Raw genomic sequence first — 16,653 nt, 5'->3', positions numbered from 1 at the left:
GCTTGTCTCACGCCGCAAGCTTTGCCGCAACCGCGCCGAACGCGGCGATCAGCCGGTTGACCTGGGTGCCTGACGTTGCCGGCGAGATCAGCATCATGTTGTGGAACGGTGCGATCAGCACGCCGCGATTGACCAATGCGACATGGATGGCAGCCTCCAGTTCCGGCGCATGCGCAACTTCCGCCTCGGCACCATTGCGCAGCGGGCCGGGCGCGCAGATGAACTCGACGCGTGCCCCGACGCGGGAGACATGCCAGGGCAGATTGTAACGATCGATCACGCCGGTCAGCCCGGCATCGAGCCTCCGCGCCAGATGATCCATGCGGTCATAATTCTCCTGCGTCATCACCTCCTCGAGCGTGGCGCGCATGGCGGCGAACTGCAGCGGGTTGGCCGACAGCGTCGTGCCCATGCCGGAATATCCCGGCTCTTTCGTTCTGTTATAGTCGGCATAGCGCGAGGCGACCTCCTCGCTCATGCCCCAGACACTTGCCGGCACGCCGCCGGCAATCGGCTTGCCGAGCACGAACAAGTCGGGCTCCAGCCCATATTTACTGGTGTAACCACCGGGACCGGTCGAGATCGTATGCGTCTCGTCGATCAAGAGCAGGGTGCCGGCTTCACGCGTCAATTTTCGCAGCGCATCATGGTAGCCAGGGTCGGCAAGTACCATGCAGGAATTGGTCAGCACCGGCTCGGCGATGACGCAGGCAACGTCCCTGTCCTTCAATGCGGCCTCGAGAGCGGCGACATCGTTGAATTCGATGACCTTGGCCGTGCGGGTCAGGTCGCGGAATTCGCCCGCCAGTCCCGGCCGGTTGACGGGCTTGCCGTCGATCAGCCGCACCATCGTCTCGTCCACCGAGCCGTGATAGCAGCCGTTGAAGACCAGGATCTTCTCCCTGGAGGTGACGGCGCGGGCGACGCGCAGCGCAAAGCGATTGGCGTCGGTCGCCGTGGTCGCGATCTGCCAGAACGGGAGGCCGAAGCGCTGCTGCAGCAGCGGCCCGATGGCCAGCGCATCCTCGGAAGGCAGCATATAGGTCAGGCCGCGCCCGGCCTGGCGGCGAATGGCGCGCGCCACCGGTGGAGGCGAGTGGCCAAACATCGAACCGGTGTCGCCGAGGCAGAAATCGTCGAGCTTGTTGCCGTCCATGTCGGTGATCGTGGCGCCTCGGGCGCTGTCGACCAGGATCGGAAACGGTGTCGGCCAATCGTTCATCCAGTGCATCGGCACGCCGCCGAAGAAGCCGGGCAGGCCGTTGCCGACCTTGGTTTGTGATCTCGGCCGCGCCTCGCGAAAGGCTGCCCCTTCCGTCTCGCGCAATTGCGCGATGCGGTCGCGGCTGATCCCGCCGATGGTCTTTGAACTATCGCTGCCGTGCATGAAAATCCCTCTGGCTCATTCCTACTTACCCAATCCACCTCCGCAACGGCAATTGGCCGTGCGTCCGTTCTGCATTGGCTCAGTCGCCTGCGGCGGGCGCTTGACCCCGCTTGCGAAGTCGGCGCCAATGCTGTCGGCAACGACAAGCGGGGGAAAGAATGCGGACGATCATCTGCGTGACCATGCTCTTCCTGTCGGCCGGTACGGCGTTCGCGACCGGCGGTATCTGGTGCACCGTCGATGATTCACAGGTCAAATTCCAGGTTGATGCCGGCGTCACCACGGGCATGGGCGGCCCGACTTTCAATTTCCGCGGCGACCTCGAAATCAAGGCAAGGCCCACGGGTGATCCATTGCGCAAGACGGTGTTAGAGGATGCGAACCTCACCCAGTATTGGCTCGACGACAAGGAACTGCGGCTGAACATCTACCACGAGCAGCAGGTCGCCAAGATCTACAGTTCGGTCGAATTGACGATCCTGACCAGGGCCAGCGACGAGGGCGTCTATGACGGGCATTACAAGCTCGCTGTCTATGACAGCACGGCCGACAAGGAAAGCGACGGCAAGCCCGTCGATCTGACCGGCAAGGTCTCCTGCGGGGCCGAGTGATCGGCCATCCCGGCTAGGCCGTGATGTCGATGACGCCACAGTCGCCGGCGGCGCTGCCGAAGGCGACGCGGCGTTCTTCCCTGTCCCACATCATCGTGGTGATGGCGCCCTTGCCCGGTCGCCGCAAAAGCACTTCCTTGGCGTCGGAAAAGCGCACGGCCATCACCATGCCGTCGTCGTAACCGACTGCGACGACGTCCTGGCTCGGATGGCAGGCGACCGCCGTCACCATGGCATTGCCGCGCGTGCCGAGCTCCAGCGGCGCCTTACCCATCGGGCCGTCCTTGCCCGAAAACGGCCAGACGATCGCCGCCGGCGCGCCGGAACTGGCCAGCCACTTGCCTTTCACGCTCCATGACAGGCTCTTGACCTTGCCGGGATAGCCGCTCATGCGCATGTGCTTGCCGTCGGCCAGCTTCCAGCCATGCAGGGCGTTTTCCTGCATGGTGGTGACCAGAAAGGCGCCGTCCGGCGAGAAGGTGATGCCGGTGTGCGCGCCCGCCCATTCCAGTTCCACTGGCTTGCCCTCGGCGGCGGGGAAATGCAGCGTCGCGCCATTGTACCGGGCGACGCCGAAGCGCATGCCCTTGGGCGAGAAGGCCAGCCCCTCGACCGAGCGCGGATGGGCAAATTCCCGGGTCTTGCCATCGGCGAAGCGCACGAAGGCGGTCTTGCCCGTAGCATAGGCGATGGCTCCTTGCGGCCCGGCGGCAACGCTGGTGATCCATTTTTTTCCCGCGTTCGCCACCTCCTGGGTCTCGCCGCCGGCTTTCACGGCAAAAACCTTGCCGTCCTCGCCGCCGGTGATCAGCCGGTCGTTGGCCGCGTCATGGAAGGCGGCAAGCAGCCCGTCATTGGCCTGCACCGTCTTGTGGCCATTGTCGAGCCGATGGACAGCACCATCGGCCAGCGCGAAATGCGGCACGTCGCCGAGGAAGACGGCGGCGACGCAATGGCCTTCGAGATCAAGCGGGGCAACTGTGGGCATGGGTTATCTTTGTTCGACTGGATTAGAATTGTAGAGGCGGCTTACTCGACGTTTGCGGTTCCGACAACCATCGGGATTGGCAAGTGATGAAGGGGCAGGCGTCAAAGCAGCCCCTTGGCTCGTAGATCCGCAGCGAATGCTGCCAACGGCATCACCAGAGTCAAATCCGATCCTGTGAGACGCTCGGCGCCGTAGCTTGCATACCACTTTGCCGCCCGCTCGCTCTTGGCGTCGATGATGAGCAGAATGCCGCCCCCTTCTCCCGCAAGCCGCAGGCAGCGCAATGCCGCCGCGGCAAGCAACTGACCTCCGAGGCCTTGCCCGGCGGCGGTGCGATCGGTGGCAAGACGGCCAAGCTTGAAGCCGGAAACTTCGTGTCGTGCCAAGCCTCTCGTCAGGGCTGCGGGAACGGCTTCATGAGCGACGGCGGACGGCGCGATCGTATAAAAACCGAGTACACGTTCCGAAGCTGTATCGCCGATCGCGCAGAAGGTCTTGGCCGCATTCTGATCATGACTCTGTCGCGCGAACCGCTGCAGAAATTCGTTCATCTGCAGGTCGCCACAATCGAAGGACGCTCGATCGTGGCGTTTTGCTATTGGCTCCTCGTGCCAGGACGGAAGAGTCACAAAGTGTCCGGCAAGGCCGCAATCGCCGCCTTGAGCCTGGCGTTGGGTTTTGGCGGGTGTTCCAGCAGGTCCAGGATGCGCTTAAAGTCGCGGTCGGACACCTTCGTCACTTCAGCCGCATCAATCACCGCCTGCGCCGCAGGCACGATCTTATCGAGGATGAAGTCTGCCATGTCTTTGTGCGAGAGCGCAGCGGCGCGCGCGATCATCGCCTTCTCCGAAGGGGGAATGCGGATTTGGTAGCGCTCGGTCTTGTTGTCCGCAGGTCTAGGCATGGTCATTCCTCATCGCGATACGTACACATGATATGTGTACGTATCGCACAATTCAAGCTTTGAATCGTGTGGCTGAACCTAGGCCTGGCAGGCGTCAAAGCTCTTCTTCAGCCGTTCAGCGTCGAGTTCGCGTCCGATGAACACCAGCCGGCTTTCGTGCTTTTCGCCGTCCTTCCAGGCGCGCTGGTGGTCGCCCTCGATGATCATGTGCACGCCTTGGATGACATAGCGCTCGTCATCGCCCTTGAGCGCGATGATGCCTTTCAGCCGCAGGATGTTAGGGCCTTCCATCTGGGTGACCTTCTCGATCCATGGGAAGAATTTCTTCGGGTCCATCTCGCCGCCGCGCAGCGACACCGACTGCACCGTCACATCATGGATGTCGGACGGATGAGCGTGATGGTGGTGGTCGTGCCCATCGTGGTGATGATGATCATGGTCGTGATGATCATGATCGTGGTCATGGTGATCATGTTCATCATGCGCTTCGAGGAAATGCGGATCGTTCTCCAGCGCCCTGGACAGGTCGAAGGCGCCGCGGTCGAGCACTTCCGACAGGGCGACGCCGGCGCGCGTCGTGCGGTGAATTTTGGCGGCAGGGTTGATGGCGCGGATCGTCGCCTCGACCATGGCAAGTTCTTCCGGGGTGACGAGGTCGGTCTTGTTGAGCACGACGACGTCGGCGAAGGCGATCTGGTCCTCGGCTTCCTTGGAATCCTTGAGCCTGAGCGGCAGGTGCTTGGCGTCGACCAGGGCCACCACGGCATCGAGCTTGGTCTTGGAGCGCACGTCGTCGTCCATGAAGAAGGTCTGCGCCACCGGCACAGGATCGGCGAGACCCGTGGTCTCGACGACGATGGCGTCGAAGCGGCCGGGCCGCCGCATCAGGCCCTCGACGACACGGATCAGGTCGCCGCGCACCGTGCAGCAGACGCAGCCATTATTCATCTCGTAGATCTCCTCGTCTGATTCCACGATCAGGTCGTTGTCGATGCCGATCTCGCCGAATTCGTTGACGATGACGGCGTAGCGCCTGCCGTGGTTTTCCGACAGGATGCGGTTGAGCAGCGTCGTCTTGCCGGCGCCGAGATAGCCGGTGAGGACGGTTACGGGAATCTGTGTCTGCGCTTCGCTCATGGCTTGCCTCGAAATGACTAGGCCCTGAAATTCAGGCCGCGAAAAGGGATTGTCGGTTCCATATAGGATGTGCGCCGGGCTTTTGCACGGGGCAAACCATGGGCCAAAGCTGCCGACCGGGATTGTCCCGCCATCATGGCCGCGGAAGCGGCCGCCGTCCCCGGCGGCGGAATGATCAACGGGCCTCTTGCCAGGGCTGTCCGGTCGTCGGATCGCATTCACGCAGCGGTCGCTCCGAATTCCCTTCACCCGAAACTCGTTTGTCATCTAACTGAAATAAACATCTGGCATCACCACGGCGGACACCGCAAATGCTTGCCGGCAAAGCTGTTTCGGATGCCGGAATCTTTTTCGATCGTCGATTGCCAACCGGCCGGCTGCGTCTATGCTGTGCGCACCGGTACGGCCGAAGAGGGATGACCATGGCCAAGGCGGACAAGACTGCAACGATGAGCCGGCTGCATTCAGCGGCAAGGCTGGCAAGGACCGCGCTGGCGGCACGGCTCCTGGCGCATGGCTTTTACGCCGGCCAGGACCAGATCATGCTGGCGCTGGACCGTGAGGACGGCCAGACGCCGGGCAATCTCGCCGGGCGTCTCGGCGTGCGTCCGCCGACCATCACCAAGACCATCAACCGGCTGCAGGCGCAGGGTTTTCTGGAGAAACGCGCGTCGGACTCCGATGCCCGCCAGGCCCATATCTTCCTCACCGATACCGGCCGTGAAACCATCCGCGCCATTGAGAAGTCGGTGAAGAAGACCGAAAAGCAGGCGCTTAAGGGTCTCGATAAGAAGGACCAGAAGGCTCTGTTCAAGCTGCTCGCCCGCATCGAGGCCAACCTCTCCAACGAGGAGTTGGTGCTGATCGATGACGACGCCGAGTCGGATGACTGATCTCTCCGGCCGTCAGGCTGCCGCGGTATTTCCGTGGATCAAGGACGACCAACGGCCCGGCGTCATGCCGAACGCTTTCTTGAATTGCCTGTTGAAGTGGCTCTGGTCGCTGAAGCCGGCCTCGATCGCGATCTGTGCCAAGGGCACGCCGGCGGCGATCATCCTGCGCGCGCGCTGAAGCCGGCGCATTACCAGGAAGCGATGCGGGCTGGTCGAGAAGGCCGCGCGGAAATGTCTCGACAGGGCATAGCGGTCGAGACCCGTGACGGCTTCCAACTCACCCGAACGCACGGGCCGGTCGAGGTTTTCCGTGAGATACTCACCCGCCAGTGTCGCCGCCCGCCACGCCGTCCCGGCTATTGGCTTTGCCGGCTTGCCGGCATGCCGGTTCAGACTTTGCATCAGTCGCGCCAGGAAGTCGTCGACGAACAGCTCGTCGAGTTCCTGCTCCAACGGCCCGAGCGCCGACAGCAGGGTCGCGCAGAAGGCCTCGTCCGTCACCACGCCGTCCCTGACGAAGGGCAGCGCCGTGCCGCCGAGACAGTCGAGCATCAGTGACGGCTCAAGATAGAGCATCCTGTAGCGCAGGCCTTCTTCCGTGCCGGCGCCGCCATCGTGCAACTCGTCCGGATGCAGCACGATGACCTGGCCGGGCAGGCTCAGCCGTGCCGCGCCGCGATAGCGGAAGGTCTGCACGCCGCGCAGCGTCACCCCGATCGCGTAGGTGTCGTGGCGATGCGGATCGAAGGCGCTGCCGTGAAACCGCGCCTCGATGCGCTCCATCCCCACGGGGTCGCGAGCGGAGATGATGCAGTTTTCAGCGGCATCCGCGCACAAACGTCCAAGACCCTCGAAGGCCTGGCGGTCTAGATCGAACGACATCGTCTCCTTCAGCCTCGTTACACGGGGCCTAACTTTGAATGGCTTGTTTTCTCATGTTCGATACGAAATTTGCAATCGTACTGCGGCAAGACCTGGCCGTCTGGCAGAAACTCAACGTCACCGCCTTCCTGACCAGCGGCATTGTCGCGCAATTCCCCGACATCATCGGCGAGCCCTATCGCGACCGCACCGGCAATCTCTACAATCCCCTGTCGATCCAGCCGGTCATCGTGCTCTCGGCCGACCAGGCAACGATGAGTGCGATCCATCGGCGTGCGCTGGAACGCGGCGTCACCACCTCGCTCTATGTCGAGGAGATGTTCTCGACCGGCTTCGATGCCGCCAACCGCGCCGTCTTTGCCGAGTTCGCGCCCGAAGATGCCAAGGTGGTCGGCATAGCGCTGCGCGCCGAGAAGAAGGTGGTCGACAAGATAACCAAGGACGCCCGCATGCACGCGTAGCGCCCGAAGGCTAAGCCTGACGCCGACTGTTGTTGTACCAGCGAGCTTAGGCGCGGCTGCGGGCGACAATTGGCTTGCCGGCAAGCCGCAATTCCCGCAAAGGTGGGGTTCCAGCCCAGCTTTTCCCCGGCCTGCACGTGAATCCTTCCCAAAGACATGTCGAAAGCGCGACGCCGCCGGTGGCGATCCTGTGCATGCTGACCACCTATGTCTTCTTCACCTTCCTCGACACCAGCAGCAAATATCTCGTCCTGGCCGGCGTCTCCGTCCTGATCGTCGCCTGGGTGCGCTTTGCCGTGCATGTCGTGCTGGTTGGAGCGCTGCTGCGTGGCTGGCGCGAACCGAGGCGATTTCGGCCGGTCAACCTGCCGGCGCATGTGATGCGCGGCGCGTTCCTGTTCGGCTCGACCATGTTCAATGTCCTGGCGCTGCGCTCCCTGCAACTGGCCGAGACGACGTCGATCTATTTCTTCGGGCCGATGGTGATCACCGCCCTTGCCGGGCCGCTGCTCGGCGAATGGGCCGGATGGCGGCGCTGGCTGGCTATTCTGGCCGCTTTCGCCGGGGTCCTGATCATCACGCGGCCCGGTGTCGGCGTTTTCGGCATCGGACATCTCTTCGCGCTCGGCTCGATGCTGTCGAACTGCTTCTATGTCATCATGACGCGCCGCATGTCGGCGACCGAGACTCCGGAGAGCCTGATCTTGTTCTCGGCGTTGGCGCCGACGGTCCTGCTGCTGCCCTTGCTGCCGTTTTCATTTTCCCTGCCGCATGATGGCTGGCACTGGTCCGTGCTGCTCATGCTTGGCGTGTTCGGCGGTGTCGGCCACTGGTTGCTGGTCCAAGCCTATCGGCTGGCGACGACCACAGCGCTCGCGCCATATCCCTATTCGCAAATGGTGTGGATGATCATTTCGGGCTGGCTTGTCTTCAAGCAGTTCCCCGACCGCTGGACGCTGGTCGGCGCCGCCATCATCGTCGCCAGCGGCCTCTACATCGTCCATCGCGAACATCGGCTCAGGCTGCGCAGCCGTGCGGCCTCGGATGTCGAGGCCGAGGCGCTGGCAAAAAAACTTTGATTTGGCCCGGATCGATGGCATAAGGCCGCCCTTAAACAGTTTAAAAAAACGACGGGGAGCGAAAGGCTGGCACAGAAGATCAAGCTGTCGACGATCGCGGATGCGCTCGGCGTGTCCACGGCCACCGTATCCTTGGCACTGCGCGACAGCCCGCTGGTTGCCGGCTCAACGCGCGACCGCATTAAGGAACATGCGCGCGCCATCGGCTATATCTACAACCGCCGCGCCGCCAGCCTGCGCACCTCGCGCTCGGGCATTGTCGGTGTCGTCGTCCACGACATCATGAACCCGTTCTTCGCCGAGATTCTGCGCTCGATCGAGAGTGAGCTCGACCGCAGCCGACAGACCTTCATCCTGTCCAATCACTACGATCAGCTCGAAAAACAGCGCACCTTCATCGATACATTGCTGCAGCTCGGCGCCGATGGCGTCATCATGTCGCCGGCTATCGGCACGCCGGCGTCCGATATCGTCATGGCCGAGGAGAATGGGCTGCCGGCGGTGCTGATCGCACGCACCGTCGAGGGCGCCGACGTGCCGGTGTTTCGCGGCGACGATGCCTATGGCACGGGCCTCGCCACCAACCATCTGATCTCGCTCGGCCACAAGCGCATCGCCATGATCGGCGGCACCGACCAGACCTCGACCGGCCGCGATCGCTACCAGGGCTATGTGAACGCCATGGAGGCAGCCGGACTCGACGTCAGGCCGTCCTGGCGCATATCAGGCCCGCGCACCAAGCAGGCCGGTTTCGAGGCCGCCGGGCAGTTTCTGGCGCTGAAGGACAGGCCGACCGCGGCCTGCTGCTGGAACGACCTCGTCGCCATCGGCCTGATGAACGGCATTGCGCGTGCCGGCCTTGTGCCGGGCGTCGACATCTCCGTCACCGGCTATGATGACCTCGAAGAGGCGGCGATAGCCACGCCGGCGCTGACCACCGTCTGGAACGGCCAGCGCGAGGTCGGCCGCCGCGCCGCCAGTGCGCTGCTCGACAAGCTCAACGGGCAGACGGTGCGGCCCTCGCAGGAATTGATCAAGCCGGAACTGCATGTGCGCCAGTCGACCGGCAAGCCGGTGGAGCGTGCATGACCAAGGCCGAACAATTGGGAGCCGTTGCCATTCTGGTGCCGGCCGATTTCAGCGACCACGCCGTCGCGCGTATCGACCAGACGTTCAATCGCATCGGCATCGAGCGCGCCGATCCCGCGCTGGTCACCGACGAGATGCGCCGCACGGTGCGCGGCATCGCATCCTTTGCCGGCATCAGTGCGGCGATGATGGACGCGTTGCCGAAGCTCGAACTCATCGCCTCGTTCGGCGTCGGCTATGATTCGGTCGATGTCGGCCATGCGGCGGCGAAAAACATCATGGTCACCAACACGCCCGACGTGCTGACCGAAGAGGTCGCCGACACCGCGATCGGGCTGCTGATCAACACGGTGCGCGACCTGCCGCGTGCCGAAACCTGGCTGCGTGACGGCAGCTGGGCGAAGAAGGGCAACTATCCGCTGAGCCGGCTGACCTTGCGCGCGCGCCGCGTCGGTATTTTCGGCATGGGCCGCATCGGACAAGCCATTGCACGGCGGCTGGAGGCCTTCAGCCTGCCGATCGCCTATCACAACCGACGCCGGGTCGAAGGCCTGTCCTATCAATACCACGACACGCTGAAGGGCTTGGCCGAGGCAGTCGACACGCTGATTTCGGTGGCGCCCGGCGGTGCTTCGACACAGAAAGCGGTCAATGCCGAGATCCTGTCGGCGCTCGGCGCGAACGGCGTCTTCGTCAACATCGGCCGCGGCAGCACCGTCGACGAGGCGGCGCTTGCGGCCGCTCTCGCCGACGGCACCATCGCCGCCGCCGGGCTCGATGTCTTCGCCGACGAGCCGAATGTCCCCAAGGCGTTGCTCGACTTACCAAACGCCTCTCTGTTGCCGCATGTCGGCTCGGCCTCGGAGCATACACGCCGCGCCATGGCCGATCTGTGCGTCGACAATCTGGTGTCGTGGTTCAGCGACCGCAGGCCGCTGACACCAGTGCCCGAGACGGCGCATGTGAAGGCTCGCCCTTGAGCGGTGGCACTGCCACACTTATTAACGTCCGCTTAACCCTTTGAAATCATTCTTCATCCTGTGTGCTGGATGAGGAATGATGAAAACGCTTTTCGCATTGATCGGTGCAGCCGCGCTGTTTGGCGGCGTTCAGCTGTTTCATGACGGCAGCGGGGAAAGCATTGCCAATGAGGCCACGCCTTCCAATGCCTACAGACTGATTGCCAATGGCGACGAAGGCGCATGCGCGGTCACGCGCGGCGCCTCGGTCTCGGATGGCCTGTCGCTGCTGACGGTGGCGCCGAATTGCCGACGGCTCCTGCCGGGCCTCGAGCGGGCTAAATTCTGGCGCGAGCAAAACGACGGAACCGTTGCCTTCAGCGCCAACGGCATCGATCCGATCGTCACCTTTGCCGTGGCTGATGGCGATGGCTACGAATCCTACGCGCCGGCCCTGCCGTTGCTGTCGCTGGCATCAGACGGTGGCCTGAAACCTGGAAACTGACTACTCCGCCGCCGCCCGCGCGCCGGCTTTCGCGGCGGCATGCAGGCGCACCGCATCGCCGAAAGCGCGAAAAATCTTGGCGGAATTGCTGTCCGACTTGACCCAGTATTCGGGATGCCACTGGACGCCGACGGCGAAGGCGCGGGCACCCTTGACCGAAACCGCTTCGACCGTGCCGTCGGTGGCGACAGCCTCGATCTCGAGCTTCGATCCCAGCCGGTCAATCGCCTGGCGATGCAAGGAATTGACCTTGATGTCGCCGGCGCCGAACACGCCGGCCAGGCAACTGCCTGCCTTGATCGAAATGGTCTGGTGAATAGCGAAGCGCTCATCCTGTTTGTCGCTCACCGCCGCACGGTGGTCCAGCGACCCCTCGCGCTCCTGGATCTCGGTGCCCAGTGTGCCGCCGAGCGCCACGTTCAATTCCTGGATGCCGCGGCAGATGGCAAGCAGCGGCACGCCGCGCTCGATCGCCTTGCGGATCAGCGGCAGCGTCGTGGCGTCGCGCGCGGTGTCATAGGGGCCGTTCGCTTCGCTGGCATCGCCGCCATAGAGCGAGGGGTCGACGTTGGATTTCGAGCCCGTCAGCATGACGCCGTCGACCGACGACAGAAGTTCGTCGAAGTCCAGCCGGTCGCCGAACGATGGCACGAGCAGTGGGAAAACGCCGGCACCTACGATTGCTGCTTCCAGATATTGGTGAGGGGCGGCATGCCAGGTGTAGTTGTCGAACTGACGGACGTCGGTCGATATGGCGACGAGCGGCTGCTGCATTTTGGGTCTGTCTTCCATCTGGCAAGGGATATCCTGCCTTTAAAATAAGCGATCCCCGGCCATTTTTCCAGCCAAGTCTCAGCGTGTCGCATGGGCCACGAAACCGCCTGTTAGACTATAGTTGCAGGGTCGCATGGCTTCGCCATCAAATCCGGCCGGCGTGCTGGACTCGACTCCTTGCCCGTGTATTGTTTCGAGCGAACCGATGCGGGAGCCGAGGATTTCCCGAACGTCGGTTTGTTGGTCCAAAAGGGAGGAACTGCATGGATCGTCGTTCATTTATCCGCAAGGCCGGCGTCACCGGCGTCGGCGCAGCCGCGGCGGCGGCCACGCTCGCCGCACCGGCAATCGCCCAGTCCAACCCCAAGGTGACATGGCGATTGGCGTCGTCCTTCCCGAAGTCGCTCGACACCATCTATGGCGGGGCCGAAGTGTTCTCCAAGATGCTGTCGGAAGCCACCGACGGCAATTTCCAGATCCAGGTCTTTGCCGCCGGCGAGCTTGTTCCCGGCCTGCAGGCCGCCGATGCCACCACGGCCGGCACGGTCGAGGCCTGCCACACGGTGGCATATTATTACTGGGGCAAGGACCCGACATGGGCGCTGGGTGCGGCGGTGCCCTTTTCGCTCAACGCGCGCGGCATGAATGCATGGCACTACCATGGCGGCGGCATCGACCTGTTCAATGAGTTTCTCGCCACGCAAGGTCTGTTCGGCCTGCCGGGCGGCAACACCGGCGTGCAGATGGGCGGCTGGTTCCGCAAGGAGATCAACACCGTCGCCGACCTCTCCGGCCTCAAGATGCGCATTGGCGGCTTTGCCGGCAAAGTGGTGCAGAAGCTCGGCGTGGTGCCGCAGCAGATCGCCGGCGGCGACATCTACCCGGCGCTGGAAAAAGGCACCATCGACGCCGCCGAATGGGTCGGCCCCTATGACGACGAGAAGCTCGGCTTCTACAAGGTCGCGCCCTATTATTACTATCCCGGCTGGTGGGAAGGCGGCCCGACCGTCCACCTGATGTTCAACAAGGCGAAATACGACGAGCTTTCGCCGACCTACAAGTCGCTGCTGCGCACGTGCGCCCAGGCCGCGGACGCCAACATGCTGCAGAAATATGACTATGTGAACCCCCCGGCGGTGAAGCGGCTGGTGGCCGGCGGCGCCAAACTGCGCCCATTCAGCCAGGAGATCATGGCCGCCTGCTTCGAGAAGGCCAACGAAGTCTACGCCGAAATGGAAGCCTCGAACGCGCCGTTCAAGAAGATCTGGGAATCGATCAAGGGCTTCCGCAAGGAGCACTATCTCTGGGCGCAGGTGGCCGAATACAATTACGACACCTTCATGATGGTCCAGCAGCGCAACGGCAAGCTGTAGGCGATCGTACTTTGCTTTTCGAAAGCCTCGGGGCATTTTTGTTCCCCGGGGCTTTTCTTTGCTCGACGGCGACGGCAATCGCCAAATGCCGCGAAGCCTGAACCTCAGCCCATAGCTGGTACCACCAGCACCTTCACTTCACCCGGAGCCGGCGGATTGGCGATCACCCCTGGCGCCTCTTCGAGCGTGACTTGCCTGGAGATCAACTGATCGATCTCGATCACGCCCGACGCGATAAGCTCGGCGGCGCGGCGATGCGTGTAGGGATTGAGGAATGAGCCCACTACCTTGAGTTCGCGGAACAACAGGTCGAAAGGCTCGAATTCCACCTTCATGCCTTGCGGCGTCACGCCGACGATGACGACGGTGCCGCCCGCCCTTGCCAGCCGCATCGACTGCTCGACGGTCTCGCGCACACCGGCGCATTCGAACACCACGTCGGCGCCACCGGGCATCAGTCCGGCCGGACCGGCGATGGCCTCGATCACATCGGTGGCGGCGGGATCGACCGTCGCCGTCGCACCGAGTTCGCTGGCAAGCGCGCGCCGCGACGCTTGCCGTGTCGACAGGATGATGGTGGTGGCCCCGGCCAGCCGCGCCAGTTGCACGGTGAGCAGGCCGATGACGCCGCCGCCGAGCACGACCACCGAGCTGCCTGGCTTGATCTCGGCAAGGTCGACGCCGTGCAGGCAGCAGCCGAGCGGCTCGCAGAAAGCACCATGAGTTGGCTTCAGATCGGCGGGAAGGACAAAGGCCTGTTTCTGCGGCATCACCACATAGTCGGCAAAGCCGCCGTCGCGGTGGATGCCGATGGCGGTGAGATTGCCGCACAAATTGACGCGGCCGGCATGGCAATGGCCGCAGCGCCCGCAGGCGATGTTGGGGTCGCCGGTGACGCGGTCGCCGACGGCAAAGCCGGAGACGGCGGTGCCGGTTGCCTCGACGATGCCGGAGAATTCGTGCCCGGGTGTCACTGGCGGCCTGCAGGGGAACTCGCCGTGGAAAAGATGCCGGTCGGTGCCGCAGACACCGCAGGCTTCGATCCGCACCAGGAGGTCGTCCGGGCCCGGGACCGGTTTGGCGATCTCGCGCAACGAGATGCTGCCCACTGCCTCCAACCGCACGGCTTTCATGGCATCGTTTCCATCAATTGAAGCTCGGCGGTTGCGACAGGTCCGGCGCGGGTGCAGCCGGCTTGGCCGGCGGCGCATCGCCGAAATTCGGGGGCTGCGACAGATCGGGCGTGCCGGGCGCCGTCGGTGCGGCGCCGCCATTGGCAGGCGCGCCGCCACCGTCCGGCGCGCCGAGCGGCGACAGGCTGGGCACCCCGGGCACCGTGTAGTCGATCGTGCCGGAATCGACGGCCGTGCCCTTGTAGCGCATCACCATTTGCGGGAAGGCGATGGTCAAGCCGATCATGATCACCTGGATGCAGACGAATGGCACCGCGCCCCAATAGATCTGGCCCGTTGTCACAGGCGCGATCTGCTTGCCGGTCAGGCGATCGAGATAGGGCACGCGGGCGGCGACAGAGCGCAGGTAGAACAGCGCGAAGCCGAATGGTGGATGCATGAAGCTGGTCTGCATGTTGACGCCCAGGAGCACGCCGAACCAGATCAGGTCGATGCCGAGCTTGTCGGCCGCCGGCGCCAGCAGCGGCACGATGATGAAGGCCAGTTCGAAGAAATCGAGGAAGAAGGCGAGGAAGAAGACGAGCATGTTGACGCCGATCAGGAAGCCGACTTCGCCGCCCGGCAGCGAGGTCAAGAGATGCTCGACCCAGATCTGGCCGTTGACGCCGTAGAAGGTCAGCGAGAACACCCGCGCGCCTATCAGGATGAACAGCACGAAGGACGACAGCCGCGTCGTCGAGGCCAGCGCCTGCTTGATCACGTCCATCGACAGCCGGCCCTTCATTGCCGCCATCGCCAGCGCACCGACCGCGCCCATCGCGCCGCCCTCGGTTGGGGTGGCGATGCCGAGAAAGATGGTGCCCAGCACCAGGAAGATCAGCGCCAGCGGCGGGATCAGCACGATCACGACCTGCTGCGCCAGCCGCGACATCATGTTGATGTTCAGGCTGCGGTCGAGGATCGCGACGATGTAGATGAAGATGACGCCGACCGTCGCGCCGAGAATATCGGCGTTGTCGCCATGAGCGGGCACCAGGTAACGGTAGGCCGCATAGGCGATCGCAATGGCCGCTATCAACGCGATCAGCAACGACACCACGCCATGGCCGAGCGTCCGCGCCTCAAGCGGCAGGGCAGGCATCGACTTTGGCCGGACGATCGACATGATCACGATGTAGAGCGTGTATAGGCCGGTCAGCACCAGGCCGGGGATCAGGGCGCCGGCATACATGTCGCCGACAGAGCGGCCGAGCTGGTCGGCGAGAACGATCAGCACCAGCGACGGCGGAATGATCTGGGCGAGGGTGCCCGAGGCAGCGATGACACCGGATGCCACCCGGCGGTCATAACCATAGCGCAGCATGATCGGCAGCGAGATCAGTCCCATGGCGATGACGGACGCCGCCACCACGCCTGTGGTCGCGGCCAACAGTGCGCCGACGAAGATCACCGCGTAGGCGAGGCCTCCGCGGACGGGCCCGAACAACTGGCCGATCGTGTCGAGCAGGTCTTCCGCCATGCCCGATCGTTCGAGCACGATGCCCATGAAGGTGAAGAACGGGATCGCGAGCAGCGTGTCGTTCGACATCACCCGGCTGCCGTAGAAATTGTCCGGCAGCGCATAGAGCAGCGGCCATGCGAGATTGATCGCGCCGCCCGAATAGGGCGTCAGAAGCACGCCGATGAAGAAGAACATCAAGCCGTTGGCGGCGAGCGAAAAGGCGACGGGATAGCCGATCAGCATGAACAGGATCAGCGAGGCGAACATGATCGGCGCCATGTTCTGGGCGATGAACTCCATCACGAACGCACCTCTTCGGCGAGCGCCTTGGCTTCGAGTTCAGCCTGTTCGTGCACGGAAATGAATGGGTTGGGATCCTCAATGACGCCGCGCATGATGGCGATCTTCTTGATGATCTCGGAAATGCCCTGCAGCGCGAGCAGGAAAAAGCCGACCAGCAGGATCGCCTTGGCCGGCCACACGATCAGGCCGCCGGCGTTGGTCGACATCTCGCCGCTGTGAAACGACAGCGACACGTAGGGCACGAAATAGAACACCATCAGCGTCACGAACGGCATCAGGAAAAAGACGTGGCCGAAGAGGTCGATCCAGTGCTGCACGCGGCGTGAAAACAGGCCGTAGACGATATCGATGCGGATATGCTCGTTCTGTTTCAGCGTGTAGGCGGCGGCCAGCATGAAGGCGGCTCCGAACAGGTACCATTGCAGCTCCAGCCAGGCGTTGGACGAGGTGTCGAACACCTTGCGAATGACCGCGTTGGCCGCACTCACCAGGATCGCCAGCAGGATCAGCCAGGATACCGATTTGCCGATGAACTCGTTTATACGATCGATCGTTCTGGATAGAGCGAGAAGCCCTGCCATGCATTCCTCCCTGATGCGGTGACGCGCGATCGCCCCTTTCGTCGCGCCGCCTGGCCCAACCGTATGCAGTGCGTGGTCCGGTTGGTCAACAAG

At 63.4% G+C, this 16,653-nt stretch carries 19 protein-coding genes; 9 read left to right on the top strand and 10 right to left on the bottom strand.

Going from position 1 to position 16,653, the window contains the following annotated elements:
* Nucleotides 1-7 precede the first annotated feature (7 nt).
* Complete coding sequence (locus LB516_RS03245) at nt 8-1,387, bottom strand: aspartate aminotransferase family protein (protein WP_140788594.1); 1,380 nt, start codon at nt 1,385-1,387, stop codon at nt 8-10.
* 158 nt (nt 1,388-1,545) lie between these two features.
* On the opposite strand from LB516_RS03245, the gene LB516_RS03240 reads away from it, so the two are divergent.
* Nucleotides 1,546-1,998, top strand: coding sequence for a hypothetical protein (locus LB516_RS03240; RefSeq protein WP_140714361.1), 453 nt, complete (start codon nt 1,546-1,548; stop codon nt 1,996-1,998).
* A gap of 13 nt (nt 1,999-2,011) precedes the next feature.
* On the opposite strand, the gene LB516_RS03235 is transcribed toward LB516_RS03240, so the two are convergent.
* The 4 genes from LB516_RS03235 to LB516_RS03220 form a co-directional block, all read right to left on the bottom strand.
* A complete protein-coding gene (locus LB516_RS03235) occupies nt 2,012-2,986 on the bottom strand; it encodes a WD40 repeat domain-containing protein (protein ID WP_015314302.1) in 975 nt (324 codons plus the stop codon).
* Nucleotides 2,987-3,087: 101 nt separating this feature from the next.
* Complete coding sequence (locus LB516_RS03230; RefSeq protein WP_224718903.1) at nt 3,088-3,615, bottom strand: GNAT family N-acetyltransferase; 528 nt, start codon at nt 3,613-3,615, stop codon at nt 3,088-3,090.
* The gene (locus LB516_RS03225) at nt 3,612-3,890 is read right to left on the bottom strand and encodes a DUF1778 domain-containing protein (RefSeq protein WP_015314300.1); all 279 of its coding nucleotides are present in this window, start codon (nt 3,888-3,890) and stop codon (nt 3,612-3,614) included. The genes LB516_RS03230 and LB516_RS03225 overlap by 4 nt, the downstream gene beginning before the upstream one ends.
* Before the next feature lie 78 nt (nt 3,891-3,968).
* Nucleotides 3,969-5,027: a CobW family GTP-binding protein gene (locus LB516_RS03220; RefSeq protein ID WP_140723405.1), complete on the bottom strand. Its 1,059-nt coding sequence runs from the start codon at nt 5,025-5,027 to the stop codon at nt 3,969-3,971.
* A gap of 135 nt (nt 5,028-5,162) precedes the next feature.
* Here LB516_RS03220 and LB516_RS03215 point away from each other — a divergent pair, with 135 nt between their 5' ends.
* Together LB516_RS03215 and LB516_RS03210 are read left to right on the top strand one after the other, a co-directional pair.
* Complete coding sequence (locus LB516_RS03215; RefSeq protein WP_140714357.1) at nt 5,163-5,447, top strand: hypothetical protein; 285 nt, start codon at nt 5,163-5,165, stop codon at nt 5,445-5,447.
* A 2-nt stretch (nt 5,448-5,449) separates the two neighbouring features.
* Nucleotides 5,450-5,920, top strand: coding sequence for a MarR family winged helix-turn-helix transcriptional regulator (locus LB516_RS03210; protein ID WP_015314298.1), 471 nt, complete (start codon nt 5,450-5,452; stop codon nt 5,918-5,920).
* A gap of 12 nt (nt 5,921-5,932) precedes the next feature.
* Here the strand turns inward: LB516_RS03210 and LB516_RS03205 are convergent, their stop codons facing one another.
* Nucleotides 5,933-6,802 carry an AraC family transcriptional regulator gene (locus LB516_RS03205; protein WP_140714353.1) on the bottom strand — a complete coding sequence of 290 codons (870 nt, stop codon included), beginning with the start codon at nt 6,800-6,802 and terminating at the stop codon, nt 5,933-5,935.
* Nucleotides 6,803-6,855: 53 nt separating this feature from the next.
* On the opposite strand from LB516_RS03205, the gene LB516_RS03200 reads away from it, so the two are divergent.
* The 5 genes from LB516_RS03200 to LB516_RS03180 all read left to right on the top strand — a co-directional run bounded on the left by LB516_RS03200 (nt 6,856) and on the right by LB516_RS03180 (nt 10,895).
* Nucleotides 6,856-7,263 (top strand): DUF2000 family protein, encoded by a 408-nt coding sequence (locus LB516_RS03200; protein ID WP_224524117.1) that lies wholly within the window; start codon nt 6,856-6,858, stop codon nt 7,261-7,263.
* Between the two features lie 137 nt (nt 7,264-7,400).
* A complete protein-coding gene (locus LB516_RS03195; RefSeq protein ID WP_015314295.1) occupies nt 7,401-8,342 on the top strand; it encodes a DMT family transporter in 942 nt (313 codons plus the stop codon).
* Between the two features lie 66 nt (nt 8,343-8,408).
* A complete protein-coding gene (locus tag LB516_RS03190) occupies nt 8,409-9,431 on the top strand; it encodes a LacI family DNA-binding transcriptional regulator (RefSeq protein WP_140788605.1) in 1,023 nt (340 codons plus the stop codon).
* Entirely contained in the window at nt 9,428-10,411 is a 984-nt protein-coding gene (locus tag LB516_RS03185; protein WP_140875737.1) for a 2-hydroxyacid dehydrogenase, read from the top strand. Before LB516_RS03190 ends, LB516_RS03185 begins: the two co-directional genes overlap by 4 nt.
* A gap of 79 nt (nt 10,412-10,490) precedes the next feature.
* A complete protein-coding gene (locus LB516_RS03180) occupies nt 10,491-10,895 on the top strand; it encodes a hypothetical protein (protein WP_224682981.1) in 405 nt (134 codons plus the stop codon).
* Here LB516_RS03180 and LB516_RS03175 read toward each other — a convergent pair whose 3' ends face one another.
* A complete protein-coding gene (locus LB516_RS03175) occupies nt 10,896-11,687 on the bottom strand; it encodes a gamma-glutamyl-gamma-aminobutyrate hydrolase family protein (protein WP_224718902.1) in 792 nt (263 codons plus the stop codon).
* Nucleotides 11,688-11,932: 245 nt separating this feature from the next.
* On the opposite strand from LB516_RS03175, the gene LB516_RS03170 reads away from it, so the two are divergent.
* Nucleotides 11,933-13,042 carry a TRAP transporter substrate-binding protein gene (locus LB516_RS03170; protein WP_027142806.1) on the top strand — a complete coding sequence of 370 codons (1,110 nt, stop codon included), beginning with the start codon at nt 11,933-11,935 and terminating at the stop codon, nt 13,040-13,042.
* A gap of 104 nt (nt 13,043-13,146) precedes the next feature.
* Here LB516_RS03170 and LB516_RS03165 read toward each other — a convergent pair whose 3' ends face one another.
* The 3 genes from LB516_RS03165 to LB516_RS03155 are packed head-to-tail and all read right to left on the bottom strand — an operon-like array spanning nt 13,147 to nt 16,560.
* Nucleotides 13,147-14,175 (bottom strand): zinc-dependent alcohol dehydrogenase family protein, encoded by a 1,029-nt coding sequence (locus tag LB516_RS03165; protein WP_224641554.1) that lies wholly within the window; start codon nt 14,173-14,175, stop codon nt 13,147-13,149.
* Nucleotides 14,176-14,188: 13 nt separating this feature from the next.
* The gene (locus LB516_RS03160) at nt 14,189-15,976 is read right to left on the bottom strand and encodes a TRAP transporter large permease subunit (RefSeq protein WP_140723494.1); all 1,788 of its coding nucleotides are present in this window, start codon (nt 15,974-15,976) and stop codon (nt 14,189-14,191) included.
* Nucleotides 15,976-16,560, bottom strand: coding sequence for a TRAP transporter small permease subunit (locus tag LB516_RS03155; RefSeq protein WP_140821650.1), 585 nt, complete (start codon nt 16,558-16,560; stop codon nt 15,976-15,978). The genes LB516_RS03160 and LB516_RS03155 overlap by 1 nt, the downstream gene beginning before the upstream one ends.
* Nucleotides 16,561-16,653: the final 93 nt, after the last annotated feature.

The organism is Mesorhizobium sp. CO1-1-7, assembly GCF_020164885.1.
Lineage (GTDB): Bacteria > Pseudomonadota > Alphaproteobacteria > Rhizobiales > Rhizobiaceae > Mesorhizobium > Mesorhizobium australicum.
This window is presented reverse-complemented; position numbering and strand designations above follow the sequence as displayed.